A 21,286-nucleotide genomic window follows, 5' to 3' on the forward strand; every position below is an offset into this window, starting at 1 on the left:
CGTATCTTATCTGCGCGATCATACATCCGCTTCCATGCCCGGGGGCCCCGGACGGGCAATGGCAGAGGATGGCGATATGCTTCGTTGGTTTCAGGCGTCGGCACCGATCCGACGGAAGTTCGATGTTCTTGGCGTGATCTTCGTCGCGCTGGCGGCGATCCCGGTCGTCACCACGCTGACGGCGGGCGGGACGATGCCGGCCAAGGCGCTGGCGATCGGCGCGCTGGTCGCGATCGCGCTGGTCTGCGCGGTCGCGAAACAGCTCATCACCGGCCCCTATGTCGATACCGTGGTCCGCATGGAGGGACTGGCGGCGGGCGACCTGACCTCGCCGGTCCAATATACCGACTTCACCGATTGCGTCGGTCGCATGACCCAGGCGATGGACGTGTTCCGCGCCAACGGCGAGGCGGTGCGCCGCGCGGGACAAGCGCAGCAGCAGGTCGTGACTGCGCTCGGCACCGGCCTGTCGCGGCTGGCCGACGGCGACGTGACGCAGCGCATCCACGAGCCGTTCCTGCCCGAATACGAACCGCTGCGCCGTGACTTCAACGGCGCGATGGACGCGATCGCCGACATGCTGGCGGCGGTCAGCGCGGCCAGCAACGGCATCAACAACGGCGCCGCCGACGTGCGCCAGGCTTCCGACGACCTGTCGCAGCGGACCGAACAGCAGGCCGCGAGCCTCGAGGAAACCGCCGCGGCGATGGACGAGATCACCTCGACCGTGCGCGAGACGGCGGCAGGCGCGGTGCGCGCCAATGCGGTGGTCAGCGAGACGCGCAGCGAGGCGGAACAGTCGGGCGACGTCGTGCGCCGCGCGGTCGATGCGATGACCGGCATCGAGCGCGCATCGGCGGAGATCGGCGACATCATCAGCGTGATCGACGGGATCGCGTTCCAGACCAACCTGCTCGCGCTGAACGCGGGCGTCGAGGCGGCACGTGCCGGGGAGGCCGGGCGCGGCTTCGCGGTCGTGGCCTCCGAAGTCCGCGCGCTGGCGCAGCGCTCCGCCGATGCCGCCAAGGACGTGAAGATCAAGATCACCGCGTCGAGCGAACAGGTCGGCATCGGCGTGTCGCTGGTCAGCGAGACCGGCAAGGCGCTGCAACGCATCATCGGCCGCATCGGCGAGATCAACACGCTGGTCGCCCAGATCGCGACCTCCGCCGAGCAACAGGCCAACGGGCTGCAACAGGTCAACACCGCCGTCAGCGAGATGGACGGCGTGACCCAGCAGAACGCCGCGATGGTCGAGGAAGCGACCGCCGCCGCCCGCAGCCTGGCCGACGAGGCGCGCGAACTGGCGCAGCAGGTGGCACGCTTCAAGCTTGACGACGCGCCGCGCGCCGCCGCGCCCATCCCGCTGCCGGTCCACCAGTTGCAGGCGCGCGCCGCCCGTGCGGGACGTGAGATCGCGCGCGGTTCGCGGCGGCGGGCGGCAGGCGGCGGTTCGGCGGAACCCGCGCTGGCCGCTGCCGACGACTGGTCCGAATTCTGATGCTCGCCCTTGCCCCTGTCCCCGAGGAAGCGTCGATGGCCCCGCTGCCGCTGCCCGCAGTGATCGACACCGCCGCCGCCGCGCCGCTGCGCGCCATGCTGCTCGACGCGATCGCCGCCGGTCGGCCGCTCCTGCTCGACGGCAGCGCGGTCGAGCGGATCGGGCAGGCGGGGTTGCAGGTGCTGGCTGCGGCGCAGGTGACGGCGGCGGCACGCGGCCTGCTCTTCCGCATCGCCGATCCCGCCCCGGCGTTGTCGGACATGGCGACGCTCGCCGCCCTCCCCACCCTTCTCGCCGCCTGACGACGGAGCGCGCCCGTGGATCTCGACGCCATCCAGCAAATATTCTTCCAGGAATGCGACGAGGGGCTCGCGGGCATGGAGGCGAACTTCGCCCTGCTGCGCGAGGGGAACCGCGACGGGGAGACGATCAACGCGGTGTTCCGCTGCGTCCATTCGATCAAGGGCGGCGCGGGCGCGTTCGGCCATGAACGGCTCCAGACCTATACCCATCATTACGAGACGCTGCTGGACCTGATCCGCAACGGCGCGCTGGTGCTGGACGACGGTCTGCTCGACCTGACGATGCGCGCGTTCGACGTGCTGGCCGATCACGTCGCCGCCGCGCGCGACGGCGGCGCGGTGCCCGACGACGCGGCGATGCTCGCCCGGCTGGAAGGCGCGGCATCGGGCGACGCACCGCCCGTCGTCGCCGTCGTCGACGACGGGTTCGACGATCTGATGGCGATGCTCGACGATTTCGGCCCGCCCCCCGCCGCGCCCGCCGACTGGCGGCTGTGCTATCGCCCGACCGCCGATGCGTTCGATCATGGCGCGGAGCCGCTGCTGCTGCTGCGCGAACTGCTGCTGATCGGCGGCACGGTGACGGCGTGCGACCGGACCCGCCTCCCCTCGCTCGACGCGCTCGATCCCGGACGGCCCTGCCTCGGCTGGGAGGTCCGCCTGCCAGGCGTAGTGGACGAGGACGATATCCGCGCGGTGTTCGATTTCGCCGATCCCGCCGCGATGACGCTGATGCGCGAGGGGGAGGCCGCGCCGGTCGAAGCGCCGGTGCCGACGATCCTGCCGGTCGAACCGGCAGCGGAGCCGGAACCCGTCGCCCTGCCCGCCGCGGCGGATACGGCGGCCGCGCCGCGCGCGGCGGCGGCGCAGCAGACGATCCGCGTCGACCTCGACCGGCTCGACCGGCTGGTCAACCTCGTCGGCGAACTGGTCATCACCCAGGCGATGCTGGCGCAGCGCCTGTCCGAACAGCGGCTGGGCGACATTTCCGAACTGACCGACCTCGAACATCTGACGCGCGAGTTGCAGGAATCGACGATGGCGATCCGCGCCCAGCCGATGAAGACGGTGTTCAGCCGCGTGCCGCGCATCGTCCGCGAACTGGAGGCCGAAACCGGCAAGCGCGTCCGCCTAGAGGTCGAGGGCGAGATGACCGAGGTCGACAAGACCGTGGTCGAACGCATCGGCGAACCGCTGACCCACCTGATCCGCAACGCGGTCGATCACGGGCTGGAAACCCCGGAACAGCGCGCGGCGGCGGGCAAGCCGGGCGAAGGCGTCGTCCGCCTGTCCGCCGCGCACCAGTCGGGCCGGATCGTCATCACCGTGTCCGACGACGGGCGCGGCATCGACCGGGCCCGCGTGCTGGCCAAGGCGATCGAGCGCGGCATCGTGCTGCCCGACGCCCCGCTCACCGACGAGGAGATCGACAATCTGATCTTCGCGCCGGGCTTCTCGACCGCCGCCGCCGTCTCCAATATCTCCGGGCGCGGGGTCGGCATGGACGTGGTCCGCCGCAACATCCAGGCGCTGGGCGGGCGCATCGGCATCCAGTCGCGCGAGGGGGCGGGGTCGAGCTTCTCGCTCAGCCTGCCGCTGACGCTGGCGGTGCTCGACGGGATGATCGTGACGGTCGGCGCGCAGACCTTCGTCGTGCCGCTCGGCGCGATCGTCGAGAGCCTGCGCCCGACCGAGGCGATGCTGAACCGGTTCGGTCCCAACGCGGCGCTGCTCGACGTGCGCGGGGCCTATGTGCCGGTGCTGCCGATCGCGCGCCACCTGGGCATCGCCGACTCCGAACGCGACGCGACGCAGGCGGTGCTGATCGTCGTCGAGGGCGATCAGGGACAGGCCGCGCTGCTGGTCGATTCGATCCAGGACCAGCGGCAGGTGGTGGTGAAGAGCCTCGAAGCCAATTTCCGCCCGGTCGACGGCGTTTCCGGGGCCACCATCCTCGGCGACGGGCGGGTCGCGCTGATCGTCGATGTCGACGCGCTGACCGCCAAGGGCCGGTCGATCGCCCGCCCGCCGCTGGCGCGCGCCGCATGAACGCCCCCGCCCTCCTTCCGCCCAGGGCACGCGAGTTCGGTTTCTGCGATGCCGATCATGCGGCGATCGCCGAACTGGCCTATGCCGAGGTCGGCATCCTGCTGCCGCCGGGCAAGGCGCAGCTGGTCTATGGCCGCCTCGCCCCGCGGGTGCGCGCCTGCGGGCTGACCAGCGTCGGCGACTATGTGCGGCTTATCGGGCGCGACGCCGCCGAACGCGCCCGCGCGATCGACGCGCTGACCACCAACCACACCAGCTTCTACCGCGAACGCCATCATTTCGACGACTTCGCCGAGCGCCTCTGGCCCGGCCTTGCCGAACGGCTGGCGGCGGGCGGCAGCGTCCGGCTGTGGTCGGCGGCGTGCTCCAGCGGCGAGGAGCCGTACAGCTGGCTGATGGCGGCGCTGGGCGAGGATCGCGGCGCCGCGCGGCTGCTGCGCCGCGACTTCCGCCTGCTGGCGACCGACGTGTCGCCGAGCGTGCTCGCGACCGCCCGCGCTGGCCGCTATCCGCGCGCGGCGATGGCGACCGTCCCGCCGACGCTACGCACGAACTGGACACGGGCGGAGGGCGACATGCTCGCCATCGACCCCGCGCTGCGCGAGGCGGTCGCATTCCGCGCCCTCAACCTGCTGGGCGACTGGCCGATGCGGCGGCACTTCGATGCGATCCTGTGCCGCAACGTCATGATCTATTTCGACGAGGCGACCAAGGAACGACTCCAGTCGCGCCTTGCCGATCAGCTGGCGGTAGGCGGCATGCTCTATATCGGCCATTCCGAGCGGCTGGTGGGGCCGGTCGCGCGGCGGTTCGAGATCGTCGGGCGCACCGCCTATCTGAAGGTGGCGGCATGAGCGTCGTCCGCACGCTGGTGATCGACGATTCGCGCGCGATGCAGGCGCTGGTGTGCCAGCGGCTGGCCGCCGATCCGGCGATCGACGTCATCGGCACCGCCGCCAGCGCGGACGAGGCGCGCGCGCAGATCAAGGCGCTCGATCCCGATGTCGTCACGCTCGACATCGAGATGCCCGGCATGAACGGGCTCGACTTCCTCGAACGGCTGATGCGGCTGCGCCCGATGCCGGTGGTGATGGTGTCGTCGCTCACCTCCGAACGGGCCGACACCACGCTCGCCGCGCTGGAACTGGGCGCGTTCGACTGTTTCGACAAGGCGCGGCTGCACGCCGGCGGCGACGTGCCGCGCACCGGCGATCTCGCCGAACTGGTCCGCGCCGCCGCCCGGACCCAGCCGCACACCCGCATCGCCCCGCCCCGCGCCCTGCAACCGGGCAGCTTCAGTCCCCGTGCGGGCAGCCTGATCGCGCTCGGCGCATCGACCGGCGGCGTGGAGGCGCTGATCGAGCTGCTGTCGGGCTTTCCCGCCAACTGCCCGCCGACCGTGATCGTGCAGCACATGCCCGCCAGCTTCACCACCAGCTTCGCCGCGCGCCTCGACCGGCTGTGCGCGCCGCAGGTGGCGGAAGCGCGTGCCGGGGCGGTGCTGACGCCGGGCAAGGTCTATGTCGCGCCCGGCGGCGAGCGGCATCTGGAGATCGGGGGCGACGGCGCGCGCCGCTACTGCCGCCTGATCGAGGCGGACAAGATGAACGGACACCGCCCATCGGTGGACCGGCTGTTCCGATCGGTCGCACGCGCCGCGGGCGCGGATGCGACCGGCGCGATACTGACCGGCATGGGCGGTGACGGAGCGGAGGGGTTGAAGGCGATGCGAACGGCGGGGGCGGTGACGATCGGACAGGATCGGGCGACGAGCGTGGTGTACGGCATGCCCGCCGTCGCATGGGCGATCGGCGCAGTCGCCGAACAGCTGCCGCTGCGCCGCATCGCGCCGCGCCTGCTCCAGGCCTGCGCGGCATGACGCTGGTCGAACCCGCATTCCGCCGGATCACCGTCGCCCAGGGGGAAACCCGCGTCAGCCACGATCCCGACGTGGTGCTGACCACGGTGCTCGGCAGTTGCGTCGCCGCCTGCTTCTACGATCCGGTCGCGCGCATCGGGGGCATCAACCATTATCTGCTGGCCGACGGCGGGGCCGCCGCCGACCCCGCGTCGATGCAGCGCTACGGCGTCTATGCGATGGAAGTGCTCATCAACGCCATGCTCGCCATGGGGGCGATGCGCCACCGGCTGAAGGCGCGGATCTTCGGCGGGGCGATGATGCGCGCGGGCTTTCGCGATTTCGGGGGGGCCAACATCGCCTTCGCCCGCGAATTCCTGTCGAGCGAGCGCATCCCGCTGGTCGGCGAGGATGTCGGCGGCCACAGCGCCCGCCGCGTCGAGTTCCGCGCCGCGCTCGGCCTCGCGCGCTGCCGCAGCGTCGTCGATGCGGCGGCGGTCGCGCCGGTCCGCACCGCCCGCCCGGCGATCATCGCACCGGCATCAGCCGGCGACGTGGAGTTCTTCTGATGCCCATCATCGATTTCGGGGAGTTGCTATCGTGACCAAGACCATCATGACCGTGGACGATTCGCCCAGTATGCGGATGTTGCTGCGCGTCGCGCTGACCGACCTCGGCTACAGCGTGATCGAGGCCGAGGACGGCGTCCACGCGATGGAGACGCTGGGCGGCGTCGAGCCGGACCTGCTCATCACCGATATCAACATGCCGCGCATGGACGGGTTCGGCCTGATCGCCGAGGTGCGCGGCACCGGGCGCAGCGGCCTGCCGATCCTCGTGCTGACGACCGAAAGCTCGGACGAGAAGAAGGCCCGCGCCCGCGCCGCCGGGGCGACCGGCTGGATCGTCAAGCCGTTCCATCCCGACAAGCTGGCCGCCGCGATCCGCCGCGTCCTGCACTGATCCCGCCTACCGGAGCCTGCCCATGTCCCGTCAGCTCATCACCTTCCAGCTCGGCGACCAGTTTCTCGGCGTCGACATCATGGCCATCCGCGAGATCCGCGCATGGTCGCCCGCCACGCCGCTGCCCAACGTGCCCGCCCATGTCCGCGGCGTGGTGAACCTGCGCGGCATCGTGCTGCCGGTGCTCGACCTGCGCTGTCGCCTGGGCTGGGGCATGACCGACCCGAGCGCGCGCCACGTCATCATCGTGGTGCGCATCGGCGAGCAGTTGCAGGGCGTGATCGTCGATGCGGTCAACGACATCGTGACCGTGCCGACCGAGGCGATGCAGCCGCTGCCCGACCTGGGCGACAGCGACGCATCGCGCTATCTCGAAGGGCTGGCGACGATCGACGACCGCATGATCCTCGTCCTCGCGCTGGACCGGCTGGTCGATCCGGTGGTGCTGGCCGACGCCGCCTGAATCTGCCAAGCTGACCTCTTTTCCGCGCTAGGATCGGCCTGTGCCTGTAACGCCGCTTACCAAAGTCCTTGTCGTCGACGATTCGCTGACGATGCGCGCGCTGATCGCAGGCGCGCTGGAGCGCATACCCGGCGTCGAGGTCGTCGGGCTGGCGGACGGCGCGGCCGAGGCGCGCGACATGGTGGCGCAGCTTCGCCCGCACGTCATGACGCTGGACGTCGAGATGCCGGGCATGAGCGGGATCGATTATCTGGCGGAGATCATGGGCCAGCGGCCGATGCCGGTCATCATGTTCTCCACCCGCACCACCGACGGCGCGAGCGAATCGGTCGAGGCGCTCCGGCTGGGCGCGGTCGATTGCTTCCCCAAGCCGCGCGTCGCCGCCCCGGCCGAGCTGGACGCGATCATCGCGCGGCTGGGCAAGCGCATCAAGCAGGCGCGCAACATGGAGTTGAAGGCGCCCCGCCCCGCCGCCCCGGTGGCCAAGGTGGCGTCGATCGACTGGAACGGGCGGCTGGTGGTGGTCGGCGGCGATGCCTCGAGCACGGCGGCGATGTTCGACTTCTTCTCCGCCTTTCCCGCCGACGGTCCGCCGGTGCTGGTCGTGCAGCATCTGGGGGCAGAGTTGCTGGACCGGCTGGTCGCCAGGCTGGGGCAGCAGGTCGCGCCGCGCGTCATGGTGGCGGCGGACGGCATGGCGATCGAGCGCGGCACCATCTATTTCGCGCCCGCGGGCGACCGGCACCTCGTCGTCGACGGCTGGCCCGACGGCCGTGCCCGGCTGCTGGCGCGCGAACCGGTGGCGGGCGAGCGGCCCTCGATCTCGCTGCTGTTCGCCTCGGCGGCAAAGGCGGCGGGGCAGGATGCGGTCGCCGCGCTGCTGATCGACGGCAGCGAAGACGGCGGCGGCGGGGTGAAGGCGATGCTGGGCGCGGGCGGCTATGCCCTCTCCCCCGCGACCGGCGGCGGCTATGCGCTGGCCCGCGGCATGGTTTCCCAACCGGTCGCGCACGAGGCGCTGGCCCAGGCGGTGCTCAAGCTATGTGCGCGATGATCGCCCCGCCCGCCGGAACGACGCTGGCCGGCGCGCTGGCCGACGAACTGGTGCTGGCGTCGCAGTTGCTCGCCGACCTCGCCTATGACCTCGCCGGCGACGAAGCCACGCTGCGCCGCCACCTGACCAGCCTGCAACAGATCGACCGGGTGACGCAGATGCAGCTGGCGATCGCCGCGCTGCTGCGCGACGGCCTGTCCGATGCGGGCGCGGTACAGGCGGTGACGCTGGACGAGATGCGCCAGCGGATCGTCGCGCGGCTGGACGGGGTGCGGCCCGCCGCTTAACGGGTCGTTGAAGATCATGGGCTTACCCCTGCGTGGCAATCGCTACTGGGGGCTGTTCCACATCATGAATTCCATACCGATCGGCAAGCGTATCGCCGGTGCCTTCGCCGCCATCACTCTCGGCGTCCTGCTGATGATGGGCATATTGTGGTGGGCGCTCGACCGGATCGGTACCACCAGCACCGAAAGCGTCCGCGCGCAGGACATCCATGCCCAGGCGCAGGCGATGGAATCGGCGATGCTGAACCAGAACAGCCAGATGCGCGGCTATCTGATCGCGGGCGATCCGCAGAACATCGCCGACTATCGCGACGCCGTGGCCAAGGAACGCCAGGCCGCCGATGCGCTCGACCGGTTGCTGGCGGGCGATCCGGTCGCGCAGCGCGGCATCGCCACCACCCGTGCACGGATGGACGAATGGCGCGCGCGGCTGATCGATCCGATCCTCGCGATCGGTCGGGTCGATCGCGACCGGGGGCGTGCCGAACTGCTCGGGCGCAATCGCTGGGCGGCGGATTTCTGGGTCAACTCCGTCACGCCCGCGCTGCACGCGATCCGCGACGAACAGGGCACGCGGATGGAGCAGGTACGTGCCGACCGGGCGGCGGCGATGCGCACCGGCATGCTCGCGCTGGCGCTCGGCGGGCTGTTCCTCGTCGTGGGGACGATCTTCGCCTCGATCCGGCTGACCCGCGGGCTGGCCCGCCCGATCGTGCGGCTGACCGGCGAGATGGAGGCGCTGGCGCAGGGCGACACGTCGGTCCCGGTGCGCGATGCGGCCCGCGGCGACGAGATCGGCAGCATGTCGCGCGCGGTCATCGTGTTCCGCGACGCCGCCGTCGCCAAGCAGCAGGCGGATGCCGACCAGCAGCAGGTGGTCGATCAGGTCGGCCAGGCGCTCGCCCGCCTGTCGGACGGCGACCTGCGCGTGCGCCTGAGCGGCTTTCCCGCCGCCTATGCCGTGCTGGAGCGCGACTTCAACGCATCGGCGACGCGCCTGTCGGGCGCGCTCCTCGCGATCCGGCAGGGCACCGGCGGCATCGCCGACAACGCCGCCGAGATGCAGGCCGCGACCGACGACCTCGCCCGGCGCGCCGAGCAGCAGGCGGCGAGCCTCGAACAGACCTCCGCCGCCGTCAGCGAGATGACCGATACGGTACAGGCCAATGCGGCACAGGCCCGCGACGCGCAGGGCATCGCCGCCAGGGCGCGCGAGGACGTGAAGGCGAGCGAGGCGATCGTCCGCCGCACCGTCGCCGCGATCGGCGACATCGAACGCTCGTCGAACGAGATCGCCGAGATCATCTCGCTGATCGACGGGCTGTCGTTCCAGACCAATCTGCTGGCGCTGAACGCCGGGGTCGAGGCGGCGCGCGCGGGCGATGCGGGCCGGGGCTTCGCGGTGGTCGCCTCCGAAGTGCGCGCGCTCGCCGAACGCTCGGCGGAGGCGGCGCGCGACATCGACCAGCGCATCACCGCGACGGTGGACCGGGTGCGCAACGGCGTCGACCTCGCCCGGCAGACCGACGAATCGCTGCGCGGCATCGCCACCGACATCAACCAGATCGCGGGCTTCGTCACCGCCATCGCCGGAAGCGCCGCCGAACAGGCCGCGACCATCCAGCAGATCAATACCGCGATCGGCGAGATGGACAGCGTCACCCAGTCGAACGCCGCGATGATCGAGGAGATCAACGCCGCCGTCGGCGCGCTGGGCGACGAGACGGGCACGCTGGAACAGCAGGTCAACCGCTTCCGCGTCGACGACGGGGCCGATACTGGCCGCATCGTGCCGCTGCGCGACGAACGCCCCGCCGCCGGGCCGCGCCGGGGACGATCCATCGCAACGCACGGCAATACCGCGATGAAGCTGGAGGAGGACTGGAGCAGCTTCTGACCCGGCTGCCGGGCCGGGGATCGCCCGGCCCCTCCCCGCCGAAACGCAAGGCGGCCCGGACTCGTCGAGTCCGGGCCGCCGTCACGTCGCCGGAACGACCGCCGATCAGTTGTTGCCGACCACCGGGGTCGAGGCGACGATGCGCGGCTGATCGACGTACAGCGTCCAGAAGGTCGCGATCTCGCCGCGCGGGCCGGTCGTCACCTTGGCAAACGATGCCTTGGCTTCCGCCGCCTGGCCCGCGCGGGCATGGGCGATGCCGATGCGGGTGTTCAGCTCGTCCGCATCGACGCCGCCCTTCTGCAGCGCCAGCTGGTACAGCTCGATCGCCTTGGCGTTGTTGCCGCTCGCCAGATAGACGTTGCCCGCCGCCGCCGCAGGTTTGCCGTTCGCGGCCGACCGGGCGCGGGTTTCGAGGCCCGCCACCGGACCGTCGATGCGCATCTGGCCCTGTGCGGTCGTCTTGAGCGCGGTGAACATCGTCGCCGATGCCGGGATCTTGCCGTTCGCGCGGCCCTCGTCGATCACCGCGACGGTTTCATAGGGCAGGCCGATGTCCTGCGTCGTCTGCACATATTCGCGATAGTCGTTCTGGTCGGCCAGCGACTTGGTGTCGCGCATCAGGCGGAACACGTCGACGCGCGCCTGGTTGCCGATCGTCGCACCCTTGTTGTCGGCACGGTCGCGGAACAGCAGCAGCACCTGCCGCCAATTGGCCTGGGTCGGATATTCGGTCAGCTGGCGGCGGGCCCACTGGCTCGCCTCCGCCGACCGGTTCGCCTTGTACAGCGTCGAGATGGTGTAGCTGTACCATGCGGGCGGCACCGGCTGCCCCGACGCCTTGCGCGCGGCGATCACCTTCTCCATCGACGCGAGGCCCGCGTCGATCTTGCCCTGCTGGATGCTGATCTGGGCGAGGCGCAGTTCGAGTTCGGGGTCGTTATACCCCGCCTCGCGCGCACGCTCGAAATTCTGGACCGCGACGTCGGTCTGCTTGGCATCGAGCGCGAGGATGCCGCGGTTGTAGTACAGCCCGCCGCGATCGGCGGGCTTGATCTTCGGGCTGGCGAGCACCTGATCGATCGCGGCCGCCAGTGCCGGGCGATCGTTCTTCGCCTGCGCGAGGTTCATCTTGAGGTTGGCGAGAAAGAATTCCTCGTCGGCGTTGCCCGCCGTGGTCGCGGCCTGCGCGGCGGCGATCTGCTGGTCGGCGGTCGCGAAGTCCTTGGCCTTGATCGCCGCATCGGCGGCCAGTGCGGCGGTGCGGAACGCCTCGCTGACCTGGATCTGCGGGGCGGCGGCGGCCTCGTCCTTCTTCTTGCGCTGGGCATCGGCGGAGGGCGTGATCGCCAGGGTTGCACCCAGGCCGAGGAAGGCGGCGAGGGCAGCCTTGGAAACGAACGTCATGCCGTGAACTCTCCCGAAACTGGTTGCCGGACGCGCCCGGCAGGCGCGCCACCTCTAGGTCGCGGCCCGCATCCGCACAAGCGCACACACGCTGCGGCGGGTATCCGATGGCGCGTGAACGCACGTTGAACGTTTCGGCTCCACGCCCGTTTGACGCGCCCGCCGGGCGGCGGATAAGCGGCGGCGATGATCGCGATTCTCTCCCCTGCCAAGACGCTCGACTTCACCTCGCCCCTGCCCCCGCTCGCGGCGACCACGCCCCGGCTGGCCGGGGACGCGGCGACGATCGCGCGCGGCGCGGCGCGGCTGGGCGCGAAGAGGCTTGGCAGCCTGATGAAGATATCGCCGAAGCTCGCCGACCTGAACGCCGCGCGCTACCGCACCTTCGCCGATGCGCCCGAACGCCCGGCGCTGCGCGCCTTTGCCGGGGACGTCTATACCGGTTTCGACGCAAAGTCGCTCGACGAACCGGGCGTCGCCTTCGCGCAGGAGCATGTCCGCATCCTGTCGGGACTGTACGGGCTGCTCCGGCCGCTCGACGCGATCCGGCCCTATCGGCTGGAAATGGGGACGCGCTGGGCGCCGGGGCGGCACAAGGATCTCTACGGATACTGGGGCGATCGCATCGCCGCGCTGCTGGCCGACGACGTGGCGGCGAGCGGATCGGCGGTGGTGCTGAACCTCGCCAGCCAGGAATATTGGGCCGCGGTCGCCGGGCGGCTGCCGAACGACATCCGCGTGATCGACGTCGACTTCCGCGAGAACGGCCCCGACGGTCCGCGCTTCGTCAGCTTCCATGCCAAGCGGGCGCGCGGCATGATGGCGCGCTGGATGTGCGAGCACCACGTCACCGACGCGGCGGCGATGCAGGGGTTCGACAGCGACGGCTATCGCTTCGCCGGGGCGGAGGGCGATCGCTGGACGTTCGTGCGCGGTTAGGCCCGCAGCAGCGCGATCACCGCGGCGATGACCGACGATCCCGTCAGCGGTCCGACGAACATGACCAGCAGGAACATGCCGACGGTCGTCAGCATCGTGCGTTCCTGTCGCCGGGTCAGCCGGGGCTGGCGCGGGGGTCGATAGCCGTCGGGCGGCGGCGGCCATGCGTTGGAATCGAAGAACATGCCGCCTGCAACGCGCGAACCGCCGCCCGGGTCACGGCGGCGCGGCGCAGCCGTGCAACGGTTCAGCGCGGGCGCTTCGCCGCGACCACGATCGCCGCGCTCGACAACAGGATCGCCGACACCAGCGCGCCGATCGCGAGCAGCCCGTCGCTGCCGATCGCGACACGCAGGTCGAGCCGCGCCCGCCTGCCGATGCGCAGGCTGACCTCCGCGCGATGCGGGCCATGGGGTACGGGGGTGCCATGATCGACCATATGCATGGGAACGCGGCTACCCGCCCGATGGCTCCCCGTTCAGGCGGCGCGCAGCGGCAGCGTCTTGCCGGTCGTGCGGTCCAGCCCCTGCGCGGTCACGATGTCGAGCAGCGTCACCCCGATCACGAAGGCGATCGATCCCCAGATCGCCCGGTTGCGCGGACTGCCCTTCGCGGCAAACGCCAGTGCGGTCAGGTCCATCGCGTCGCCCGCCACGCGGTTCCAGCTGTTGGTGGCGACCGCCGGTGCGGCGAGCAGGTTCGCGCCCGCCAGCAGTTCGCGCGCGCCGAACCCCTTGATGAGCCCCTCGGCCCCCTCGGCATCGAGCGTTCCGGCGATGCGCTTCGCTGCCAGCAACTCGCCCAGCCCGAGCGCGATCGAAAATACGCCGAGGCCGAATGCCAGCTTTTTATAGGCCATGGCCGTTCCCTCCTGTCGAACAGAGGGAAGGCAACGGAAGCCCCACCGGGGAAGTTCCGGGCTAAATCAAAGTAAATACAGCAACTTGATCAGGATCAGCGAGAATGGCGCCCCCGCTATCGTGGCGGGGGCGCTCCCTCTCCTACCTCATGCCGCTTCGCCGACCTTCGGTGCGGCGGCGCGTACGCCGTCGTCCACCGCATCGACGAATTGCGCGAAATTCTCGACGAACAGGTCGACCAGCCGGGCCGCCGTCCGGTCATAGGCATCCTTGTCGGCCCAGGTCGAACGCGGATCGAGGATCGCGCTGTCGACGCCGGGCACCGCCACCGGCACCTCGAACCCGAAGTTCGGATCGGTGCGGAAGCGGCCCTCGTTCAGCGACCCGTCGAGCGCGGCGTTCAGCAGTGCGCGCGTCGCCTTGATCGGCATGCGCCGCCCGGTGCCGTACTGGCCGCCGGTCCAGCCGGTGTTGACCAGCCAGCAATCGACATTGCCCTTCGCGATCCGGTCCTTCAGCAGATTGCCGTAGACCGAGGGGTGGCGCGGCATGAACGGCGCGCCGAAGCAGGTGGAGAACACCGGCTCCGGCTCGGTCACGCCGATCTCGGTGCCCGCGACCTTCGAGGTATAGCCCGACAGGAAATGGTACATCGCCTGGTCCGGCGTCAGCCGGGCGATCGGGGGCAGCACGCCGAAGGCATCGGCGGTCAGCATCACCACGTTGCGCGGGGTCGGCCCCATATTGTCGGCGGACGCATTGGGGATATAGTCGATCGGATAGGCCGCGCGCGAATTCTCGGCGATGCTCGGATCGTCGAGGTCGAGGGTGCGCGTCTCCGCGTCCATCACCACATTCTCCAGCACCGTGCCGAAGCGCTTGGTGGTCGCGAAGATCTCCGGCTCGGCCTCGGCCGACAGGCGGATCATCTTGGCGTAGCAGCCGCCCTCGAAGTTGAAGACCGCCGTGTCCGACCAGCCATGCTCGTCGTCGCCGATCAGCGTGCGGCTGGCATCGGCGCTGAGCGTCGTCTTGCCGGTGCCCGACAGGCCGAAGAACACCGCGGTGTCGCCGTCCCTGCCGATGTTGGCCGAACAGTGCATCGGCATCGTGCCGGTTTCGGGCAGCAGATAGTTGAGCAGGCCGAACACCGACTTCTTCATCTCACCGGCATATTGCGTGCCGCCGATCAGGATCAGCCTGTCGGTCAGGCTGACCGCGATCACCGTCTCGGTACGGCAGCCGTGCCGAGCGGGGTCGGCGCGGAAGTTCGGCAGGTCGATGATGGTATAGTCGGGTACGAACCCCGCCAGTTCGCCCGCCTCGGGGCGCACCAGCATCGTGCGGATGAACAGGTTGTGCCACGCCAGCGTGTTGATGACGCGCACCTTCACCCGGTGTTCGGGCTGCGATCCGCCGAACAGGTCCTGCACGAACAGCGTCGGTTCGTTGGCGACTTCGGCGAGGAAATCGGCCTTCAGCGCAGCGAAATGTTCCGGCTGCATCGGGCGATTGGTCTTGCCCCACCAGATCGTGTCCTCGGTGGTCGCATCGCGGACCATGAACTTGTCCTGCGGGCTGCGGCCGGTGTGACGCCCGGTGGTGACGACCAGCGGGCCGTCCTTGGCCAGCCGCCCCTCGCCGCGCGCGACCGCCTGCTCGACCAGTTGCGGCGTCACCAGATTCCAGTGCACGTCGGCCCCGGTCTCGATCCCCATCGCGTCCAGGCCATGTTCCGGCGTGACGTTCGCCATGCTGCACTACTCCCCTGTCCGAATCGGCGCCGACGACCCCGACGTCCTCCGGCGCGTTGTTCAACCTGTTAAACAGCGTCTATTCTATCGGTCGGGGTTCGTCAAACACGTTAAACGTACGTTTGGACTGGCCGTCGAGCGGATGCGACGAGCCGACAATTGCGCGCGATCGGCACAATTGTCTTATAATCGGATAATAAGACTGTCGCCGGTCAGGCCGCTGGGCGGAACAGCGAAAATCCGCTGGGCAGGCGGCGCGGCGGCTGGTTGCCGCCGATCACCGCGTCGATCGCATCGATCGCACCGAGCAGGTCCTTCTGCGCATAGGGCTTGGCGAGGCACCCTGCGGCGAACACCCGCGCATCCTCGGGGCACGCACCGGTGACGAGCAGCACGGGGATGCCCCGCCCATGCGCGGTGCGCGCCACATCCACCCCGCTGCCGTCGGCCAGGTTCACATCGGCCAGCACCAGTTCCAGCGTCTCGTCGCTCTCGACGAGTCGCAGCGCATCGGCCACCGAATCGACCGTCGCCGCGATCTCGAAGCCGCTGGCCGACAGGAAATATTCGGTGTCGAACGCCACCAGCGGCTCGTCCTCGACGACCAGGATGCGCGTGATCTGCCGTTTCTTTCGCCCGAACAACATCGCCCGCTCGCTTTCAACCGGATGGCATTCATCCTATACGATTTCGACAAACTCACGAATGCGACGAAGGAACCGCGCCGATGCGAAACTTTCGTCACCCTGTTGCAAGCTGGAACCCCGACCATCGCACCCCCTGTTGATTCCCCCGCCGAACCCAAGCGCGAAGGCCAGCGCATCGCCAAGCTGCTCGCCCGCGCGGGCGTGGCGTCGCGGCGCGACATCGAACGCATGATCGCCGCCGGGCGCGTCGCGATCGACGGCGCGGTGGTGGAAACCCCCGCCACGATCCTGCCCAATCTGAAGGGCGTGACCGTCGACGGCGCGCCCGTCGCCGCGCCCGAGCCGACGCGGCTGTTCCGCTTCCACAAGCCCGCGGGCACGCTGACCGCCGAACGCGACCACAGCGGGCGCGCGACGATCTACGACCGGCTGCCTGCGGGGCTGCCCCGGCTCATTCCGGTCGGGCGGCTCGACCTGAATACCGAGGGGCTGTTGCTGATGACCACCGACGGCGAGTTCAAGCGCCGTCTGGAACTGCCCGCGACCGGCGTCGAGCGGACGTACCGCGCCCGCGCCTATGGTGAGATCAGCCAGCAGCAACTTGAGGAGCTGATGCTCGGCATCGAGATCGACGGCGTGCGCTATGGCCCGATCAATGCCAATCTCGAACGCCGCACCGGCACCAACACCTGGATCGAGATGACGCTGACCGAGGGCAAGAACCGCGAGGTGCGGCGCGTGCTCGAACATCTGGGGCTGAAGGTCTCGCGGCTGATCCGCACCCGCTACGGCCCGTTCTTCCTCGAAGACCTGCCCGAGGGCGCGGTGGACGAGATCAGGCAGCACGAACTGGTCGCCTTCCGCAAGACGCTGGAGCACAAGCCGACCCGCAAGGCTGCGCCCGAGGGGGCCGATCCGGCGGCGCTGAAGGCGTGGAAGCGCGCGTCGCCGCTGCCCCGGCCCGAACCCGTGCGCCCGCGCACCGAGCAGGATGCCCAGCGCTCGGGCTTCGGCGGGCGCCGCCCCGACCGGCCCGATCGCGCCGCGCCCGTGTCCGCCCGCGCGGCACCGGCGACCAAGCGCCCGACCGGCTTCCGCAGCCATGCGACCGAACGTCCCGTCGAACCGCGCGCCGGGTTCGACCCGCTCGCCGCCGCCGGTCAGACCCCGGCGGAGCGCCGCCAGCCCGGCCTCGGCGATCGGCGCGCCTATGGCAAGGCACCCGCGCGCGGTGTGACCCCCGCGCCGCAGCCCCGCGCCGACGCGCCCAACCCGCGCGCGCGCCGCGCCGCCGCCTTCGCCGAGCGCCCGGCCTATGACGAAGCGAAGCCGCGCGCCGCGCGCGGTCCCGTCGACCGCCGCATGACCCAGGCGGAGGCGGCGGACGCCGACCGGGCGAGCTTCGTCGACCGGCCCAGGCGCAAGCCCGCAGGCTGGGCGAAGGCCGCGCCGTCGAACCGCCCGCCCAAGGGCAAGCCGCCCGGCACCAAGCCGAAGCGCGGCGGTCCCGGCGGGGGGAAGCGCTGATGCGGATCATCGCCGGGGAATGGCGCGGCCGCCCGCTCGTCGCGCCCAAGGGGGATGCCACCCGCCCCACCGCCGACCGCACGCGCGAGGCGCTGTTCTCGATGCTCGCCAGCAGGATCGGCAGCTTCGACGAACTGGCGGTCGCCGACCTGTTCGCCGGATCGGGCGCACTGGGGCTGGAGGCGCTGTCGCGCGGGGCCGCCACCTGCCTGTTCGTCGAGCAGGACAAGGCCGCGCTCGACGCGCTGCGCGCCAACATCGCGAAACTGAACGCAGGGGGCGCGGACGTGCGCGCGACCTCGGTCCTGTCGCTGGGGGTAGCACCCCGCCCGCTCGACCTCGTGATGATGGACCCGCCCTATGCCAGCGGCGCGGGCGCGGTGGCGGCGGACAAGCTCGCCCGGCTCGGCTGGATCGGCCCCGCCACCTGGGTCAGCATCGAAACGGCGAAGGGGGAGGCGATCGACCTGCCCGACTTCACCGTCGATGTGCAGCGGGTGCACGGCAAGGCGCAGATCACGCTGCTGCGGCGCAGTTGAACAATACGTACATAACGGCAATCGCCGCGCTCGGGATCGATCGTTCCATGATATGAAGCGCGCGGTCAAAGGGGGCAGGATCGGGTGGACGGCGCACTCTACGCTCTGATCGGCAACACGGTCGTTGCGGCGCTGTTCGCCGTGGCGTTCGCGTCGATTCGCCTGTCCTACCCCGACCAGCGCTATGTCCTGTGGTTCGCCGCGGTCTATGCCATCGGCATGCTGACCCCCCTGAGCGAACTGGGGGTGCGACTCACGCCGTGGACGGGTCCCTTCGTGGCGTTGAGCTACGCTTCGTTCCTGCTGTGCCTGACGATCATGCCGCTCGCGCTGGCGGCGGTCGCGGGGCGGTCGCGTCCGACGGCGGCGGCGCTCGGCATATTGGTCGTGGGCCTGGTGATCCGCGCGCTGATCTGGGGCGGGCCGCGCAACGTGCTGTGGTACGAACTGACGTTCCAGGCGCCGTTCGTGGCCGGGACCGCACTGTCGGCGGTCGTGTCGTTCCGCGTCGCGCGCGACGTGGGCGGACGGATCTGGTGGGCGCTGAGCGGCGTGCTGGCGGTCCTCAGCCTGTATTTCGTCGCCAAGCCGTTCTTCGCGGTCGCCTTCGGATCGGGGCAGAACGCGCGGGACTATGCGGGCAGCGCCTATGCCCTGTTCTCGCAGGCGACGGGCGGCATGTTGATCGTCACCGCCGGGCTGCTGGTGCTGCTGCTGGTCATGCGCAACGCCACCGGATATCGCCTGGCGCAATCGGAAACCGATCCGCTGACCGGGCTGGCGAACCGGCGCGCGCTCGACCGGCGGGGCGCGGCGATGCTGGCGTCGGCCCAGGCCGGGGGGGAGCCGCTCGGCGCGATCCTGTTCGACCTCGATCATTTCAAGCAGGTCAACGACAACTACGGCCATGCGACCGGCGATGCCGTGCTGCGCGCCTTTGCCCAGGTGCTGCGCGCCCATGCCCCGCCCGGTGCGATCGTCGCGCGGCTGGGCGGCGAGGAATTCCTGATGCTGCTCGACCGCACGACCGCGCGCGGCGCGTGGCTGACCGCGCAGGCGGTGCGCGGCGCGGTGCCCGCGATGGGCGCGCACCTGCCGATGGTGACGGTCAGCGGCGGACTGGCCGAGTTGCAGGCGGGCGATACGCTCGCTTCGATGATCGAGCGCGCCGACAAGGAAAGCTATGTCGCCAAGCGCAGCGGGCGCAACCGCATCTCGCCCGCCCCGGCCCCGACCGAGGGCGACCGGCAGCGCCCGACCCTCGTCGCGATCGATCGCCACCCGCGCTGAAGCCTCAGCGGCGCGGCACCAGCGCCAGCCCGACCAGGCTCGCCACCCCCGCCGCGCCGAGCACCAGCCCCACGGCCCACAACCCCTGCCCCGCCGACAGCGCCTGCGCGATGCTGGGGGTCAGCCCGCCGCCGATCACCCCGCCGACGTTGAACGCCATCGACGCCCCCGTATAACGCACCCGTGCCGGGAACAGCGCGGGCAGCCATGCGCCGAGCGGACCATAGACGAACCCCATCATCAGCAGCGCGAACGATAGCCAGACGCCGATCACGAACAGCGATCCCGTGCCCAGCATCGGCGCCAGCAGCAGGCCCGCCGCGACCACCCCGCCGCATCCGCCCGCCAGCACCCGCCCCGGCGTCGCCCGGTCGGACCACCATCCCGCCCACGCGATGCCCAGCCCCATGAACAGGATCGCCACCAGCTGCGTCTGGAGAAACGCGCTGCGCGGGAAGGCGAGCGCGGTGGTGCCGTACCCCAGCACGAACGTCGTCGCGATGTAATAGAGCGCGAAACAGGCGACGACCCCGAACGTCCCCGCCAGCGTCGCGCGCAGATGCCCGCCCGCCAGTTCGGCGATCGGTACGCCGGCGGGGGCTTCCTTCTCCAGCGCGGCACGGAAGGCGGGCGTCTCGGTCAGCTTCAGGCGCACCCAGAGGCCCAGCCCGACCAGCGCGACGCTGAACAGGAACGGCAGCCGCCAGCCCCACGCCACGAAATCCGCCTCCGACAGCGCGAGGCCGAGGATCAGGAACAGCCCGTTGGCGGCGATGAACCCGACCGGCGCCCCCAGTTGCGGCACCATGCCGAAGCGCCCGCGCCACCCCGGCGGCGCATTCTCGACCGCGAGCAGCGCCGCGCCGCCCCATTCGCCGCCCAGCCCCAGCCCCTGCGCGAACCGCAGCGTGCACAGCAGCAGCGGCGCGACCCAGCCGACCATGGCATAGGTCGGCAGGAACGCGATCAGCAGCGTCGATCCGCCCATCAGCATCAGCGAGGCGACCAGCGTCGACTTACGCCCCAGCCGGTCGCCGAAATGCCCGAACACCACCGCGCCCAGCGGCCGCGCGACGAAGGCGAGGCCGATCGACAGATAGCTCGCCATCAACTGCGCCGACACGCTTTCCGACGGAAAGAACAGCGGCCCGAACACCAGGGTCGCGGCGGTGGCGTAGATATAGAAGTCGTAGAATTCGACCGAGGTGCCGATCAGGCTGGCGATCAGGATGCGGCGATGCGCGCGCATCGGGTTGGGACTGGACATGGCCGTCCGCCTATCGGCTGCGGGCGCGGACGCAAGCAGCTTTCGCTTCGGCGGAAGCCAGCGCTGCTTATTTCGTGGGAGAAAGGGGGTTCACGCGGAGACGCGGAGGGAAAAGAGAAAGGCAAATTTCGCGCAGAGGCGCGGAGGCCACAGACGGGGTGCGGGCGGAACGGCTGCCGCGTGCCCGGCGAAGCCTGTTGAATGGCCGGACCCAAGGTGCGAACGCCGTTCGCGCGACCGGAGAGGCCCCTCTCTGCGTCCCCTGCGTCCTCCGCGCGACCAATCCTTCTTCCTCCGCGCCTCCGCGCTTCCGCGCGAACCCAGCGTTTTTCTTGCTGCATCCGCTCAACGCCTGCTGGCGGCGTGCCGACCCGGCAACGTTCGTCATCCCCGCGAAGGCGGGGATCCATATGCGCCAGCGCTTGCGACAGATCACATCCGGCAGCGAATATGGCTTCCCGCCTACGCGGGAATGACGGATCCGGGAGATAACTGTCGGTTTGCCTTACAATATGGCGAGGCGACCAGGCGCGGTTAACGATCATACCCCGCCCCGTTCCACGCCTTTCCCGAACTGGCACGCGAACTGCAAAGTAGAATATGCCTCGATGCGTTCGCGCTTCGACGGGCGGATCGGTTCTCTCCAGTCGCCGGTCCGCCCAACCCGGCCCCGCCGTCGCGC

General features: G+C 70.3%; 22 protein-coding genes. 15 read left to right on the plus strand and 7 right to left on the minus strand.

Annotated elements, in window-relative coordinates; all coding sequences use genetic code 11:
• Positions 1-76: 76 nt before the first annotated feature.
• Genes ABLE43_RS03015 through ABLE43_RS03065 form a run of 11 tightly spaced genes read left to right on the plus strand, consistent with a single transcriptional unit; the run spans position 77 to position 10,374 of the window.
• A complete protein-coding gene (locus tag ABLE43_RS03015) occupies positions 77-1,501 on the plus strand; it encodes a methyl-accepting chemotaxis protein (RefSeq protein WP_348976996.1) in 1,425 nt (474 codons plus the stop codon).
• A 35-nt stretch (positions 1,502-1,536) separates the two neighbouring features.
• Positions 1,537-1,803: an STAS domain-containing protein gene (locus ABLE43_RS03020; RefSeq protein ID WP_348976997.1), complete on the plus strand. Its 267-nt coding sequence runs from the start codon at positions 1,537-1,539 to the stop codon at positions 1,801-1,803.
• A gap of 15 nt (positions 1,804-1,818) precedes the next feature.
• Positions 1,819-3,852: a chemotaxis protein CheA gene (locus ABLE43_RS03025; protein WP_348976998.1), complete on the plus strand. Its 2,034-nt coding sequence runs from the start codon at positions 1,819-1,821 to the stop codon at positions 3,850-3,852.
• Positions 3,849-4,706, plus strand: a complete 858-nt coding sequence (locus ABLE43_RS03030; RefSeq protein ID WP_348976999.1) for a CheR family methyltransferase — start codon at positions 3,849-3,851, stop codon at positions 4,704-4,706. Before ABLE43_RS03025 ends, ABLE43_RS03030 begins: the two co-directional genes overlap by 4 nt.
• On the plus strand, positions 4,703-5,731 hold the full coding sequence (locus ABLE43_RS03035; protein WP_348977000.1) for a protein-glutamate methylesterase/protein-glutamine glutaminase: 1,029 nt from the start codon (positions 4,703-4,705) through the stop codon (positions 5,729-5,731). Before ABLE43_RS03030 ends, ABLE43_RS03035 begins: the two co-directional genes overlap by 4 nt.
• Entirely contained in the window at positions 5,728-6,279 is a 552-nt protein-coding gene (locus ABLE43_RS03040) for a chemotaxis protein CheD (RefSeq protein ID WP_348977001.1), read from the plus strand. Before ABLE43_RS03035 ends, ABLE43_RS03040 begins: the two co-directional genes overlap by 4 nt.
• A gap of 31 nt (positions 6,280-6,310) precedes the next feature.
• Positions 6,311-6,673: a response regulator gene (locus tag ABLE43_RS03045; RefSeq protein ID WP_348977002.1), complete on the plus strand. Its 363-nt coding sequence runs from the start codon at positions 6,311-6,313 to the stop codon at positions 6,671-6,673.
• Between the two features lie 22 nt (positions 6,674-6,695).
• The gene (locus ABLE43_RS03050) at positions 6,696-7,136 is read left to right on the plus strand and encodes a chemotaxis protein CheW (RefSeq protein WP_348977003.1); all 441 of its coding nucleotides are present in this window, start codon (positions 6,696-6,698) and stop codon (positions 7,134-7,136) included.
• 40 nt (positions 7,137-7,176) lie between these two features.
• Complete coding sequence (locus ABLE43_RS03055) at positions 7,177-8,190, plus strand: chemotaxis protein CheB (protein WP_348977004.1); 1,014 nt, start codon at positions 7,177-7,179, stop codon at positions 8,188-8,190.
• A complete protein-coding gene (locus ABLE43_RS03060; protein ID WP_348977005.1) occupies positions 8,187-8,477 on the plus strand; it encodes a hypothetical protein in 291 nt (96 codons plus the stop codon). Before ABLE43_RS03055 ends, ABLE43_RS03060 begins: the two co-directional genes overlap by 4 nt.
• A 16-nt stretch (positions 8,478-8,493) precedes the next feature.
• On the plus strand, positions 8,494-10,374 hold the full coding sequence (locus tag ABLE43_RS03065) for a methyl-accepting chemotaxis protein (protein WP_348977006.1): 1,881 nt from the start codon (positions 8,494-8,496) through the stop codon (positions 10,372-10,374).
• 105 nt (positions 10,375-10,479) lie between these two features.
• Here ABLE43_RS03065 and ABLE43_RS03070 read toward each other — a convergent pair whose 3' ends face one another.
• Entirely contained in the window at positions 10,480-11,781 is a 1,302-nt protein-coding gene (locus ABLE43_RS03070) for a tetratricopeptide repeat protein (protein ID WP_348977007.1), read from the minus strand.
• Positions 11,782-11,967: 186 nt separating this feature from the next.
• Here ABLE43_RS03070 and ABLE43_RS03075 point away from each other — a divergent pair, with 186 nt between their 5' ends.
• A complete protein-coding gene (locus tag ABLE43_RS03075) occupies positions 11,968-12,720 on the plus strand; it encodes a YaaA family protein (RefSeq protein WP_348977008.1) in 753 nt (250 codons plus the stop codon).
• Here the strand turns inward: ABLE43_RS03075 and ABLE43_RS03080 are convergent.
• From ABLE43_RS03080 to ABLE43_RS03100, 5 genes are all read right to left on the minus strand, one after another.
• Entirely contained in the window at positions 12,717-12,905 is a 189-nt protein-coding gene (locus ABLE43_RS03080) for a hypothetical protein (protein WP_348977009.1), read from the minus strand. The genes ABLE43_RS03075 and ABLE43_RS03080 overlap by 4 nt on opposite strands.
• Before the next feature lie 62 nt (positions 12,906-12,967).
• Positions 12,968-13,165: a hypothetical protein gene (locus tag ABLE43_RS03085; protein ID WP_348977010.1), complete on the minus strand. Its 198-nt coding sequence runs from the start codon at positions 13,163-13,165 to the stop codon at positions 12,968-12,970.
• 33 nt (positions 13,166-13,198) lie between these two features.
• Complete coding sequence (locus tag ABLE43_RS03090; RefSeq protein ID WP_348977011.1) at positions 13,199-13,579, minus strand: hypothetical protein; 381 nt, start codon at positions 13,577-13,579, stop codon at positions 13,199-13,201.
• 147 nt (positions 13,580-13,726) lie between these two features.
• Complete coding sequence (locus ABLE43_RS03095) at positions 13,727-15,334, minus strand: phosphoenolpyruvate carboxykinase (protein ID WP_348977012.1); 1,608 nt, start codon at positions 15,332-15,334, stop codon at positions 13,727-13,729.
• Between the two features lie 212 nt (positions 15,335-15,546).
• Positions 15,547-15,981 (minus strand): response regulator, encoded by a 435-nt coding sequence (locus tag ABLE43_RS03100; RefSeq protein WP_348977013.1) that lies wholly within the window; start codon positions 15,979-15,981, stop codon positions 15,547-15,549.
• Between the two features lie 102 nt (positions 15,982-16,083).
• Between ABLE43_RS03100 and ABLE43_RS03105 the strand changes: the two genes are divergently transcribed.
• The 3 genes from ABLE43_RS03105 to ABLE43_RS03115 all read left to right on the plus strand — a co-directional run bounded on the left by ABLE43_RS03105 (position 16,084) and on the right by ABLE43_RS03115 (position 19,337).
• Positions 16,084-17,508, plus strand: coding sequence for a pseudouridine synthase (locus ABLE43_RS03105; protein WP_348977014.1), 1,425 nt, complete (start codon positions 16,084-16,086; stop codon positions 17,506-17,508).
• On the plus strand, positions 17,508-18,047 hold the full coding sequence (rsmD, locus tag ABLE43_RS03110) for a 16S rRNA (guanine(966)-N(2))-methyltransferase RsmD (RefSeq protein WP_348977015.1): 540 nt from the start codon (positions 17,508-17,510) through the stop codon (positions 18,045-18,047). The genes ABLE43_RS03105 and rsmD overlap by 1 nt, the downstream gene beginning before the upstream one ends.
• Before the next feature lie 84 nt (positions 18,048-18,131).
• The gene (locus tag ABLE43_RS03115; protein WP_348977016.1) at positions 18,132-19,337 is read left to right on the plus strand and encodes a GGDEF domain-containing protein; all 1,206 of its coding nucleotides are present in this window, start codon (positions 18,132-18,134) and stop codon (positions 19,335-19,337) included.
• Positions 19,338-19,341: 4 nt separating this feature from the next.
• On the opposite strand, the gene ABLE43_RS03120 is transcribed toward ABLE43_RS03115, so the two are convergent.
• Positions 19,342-20,604, minus strand: coding sequence for an MFS transporter (locus ABLE43_RS03120; protein WP_348977017.1), 1,263 nt, complete (start codon positions 20,602-20,604; stop codon positions 19,342-19,344).
• Positions 20,605-21,286 lie beyond the last annotated feature (682 nt).

The sequence above is a fragment of the Sphingomonas silueang genome (assembly GCF_040049155.1).
Taxonomy (GTDB): Bacteria; Pseudomonadota; Alphaproteobacteria; order Sphingomonadales; family Sphingomonadaceae; genus Sphingomonas; species Sphingomonas silueang.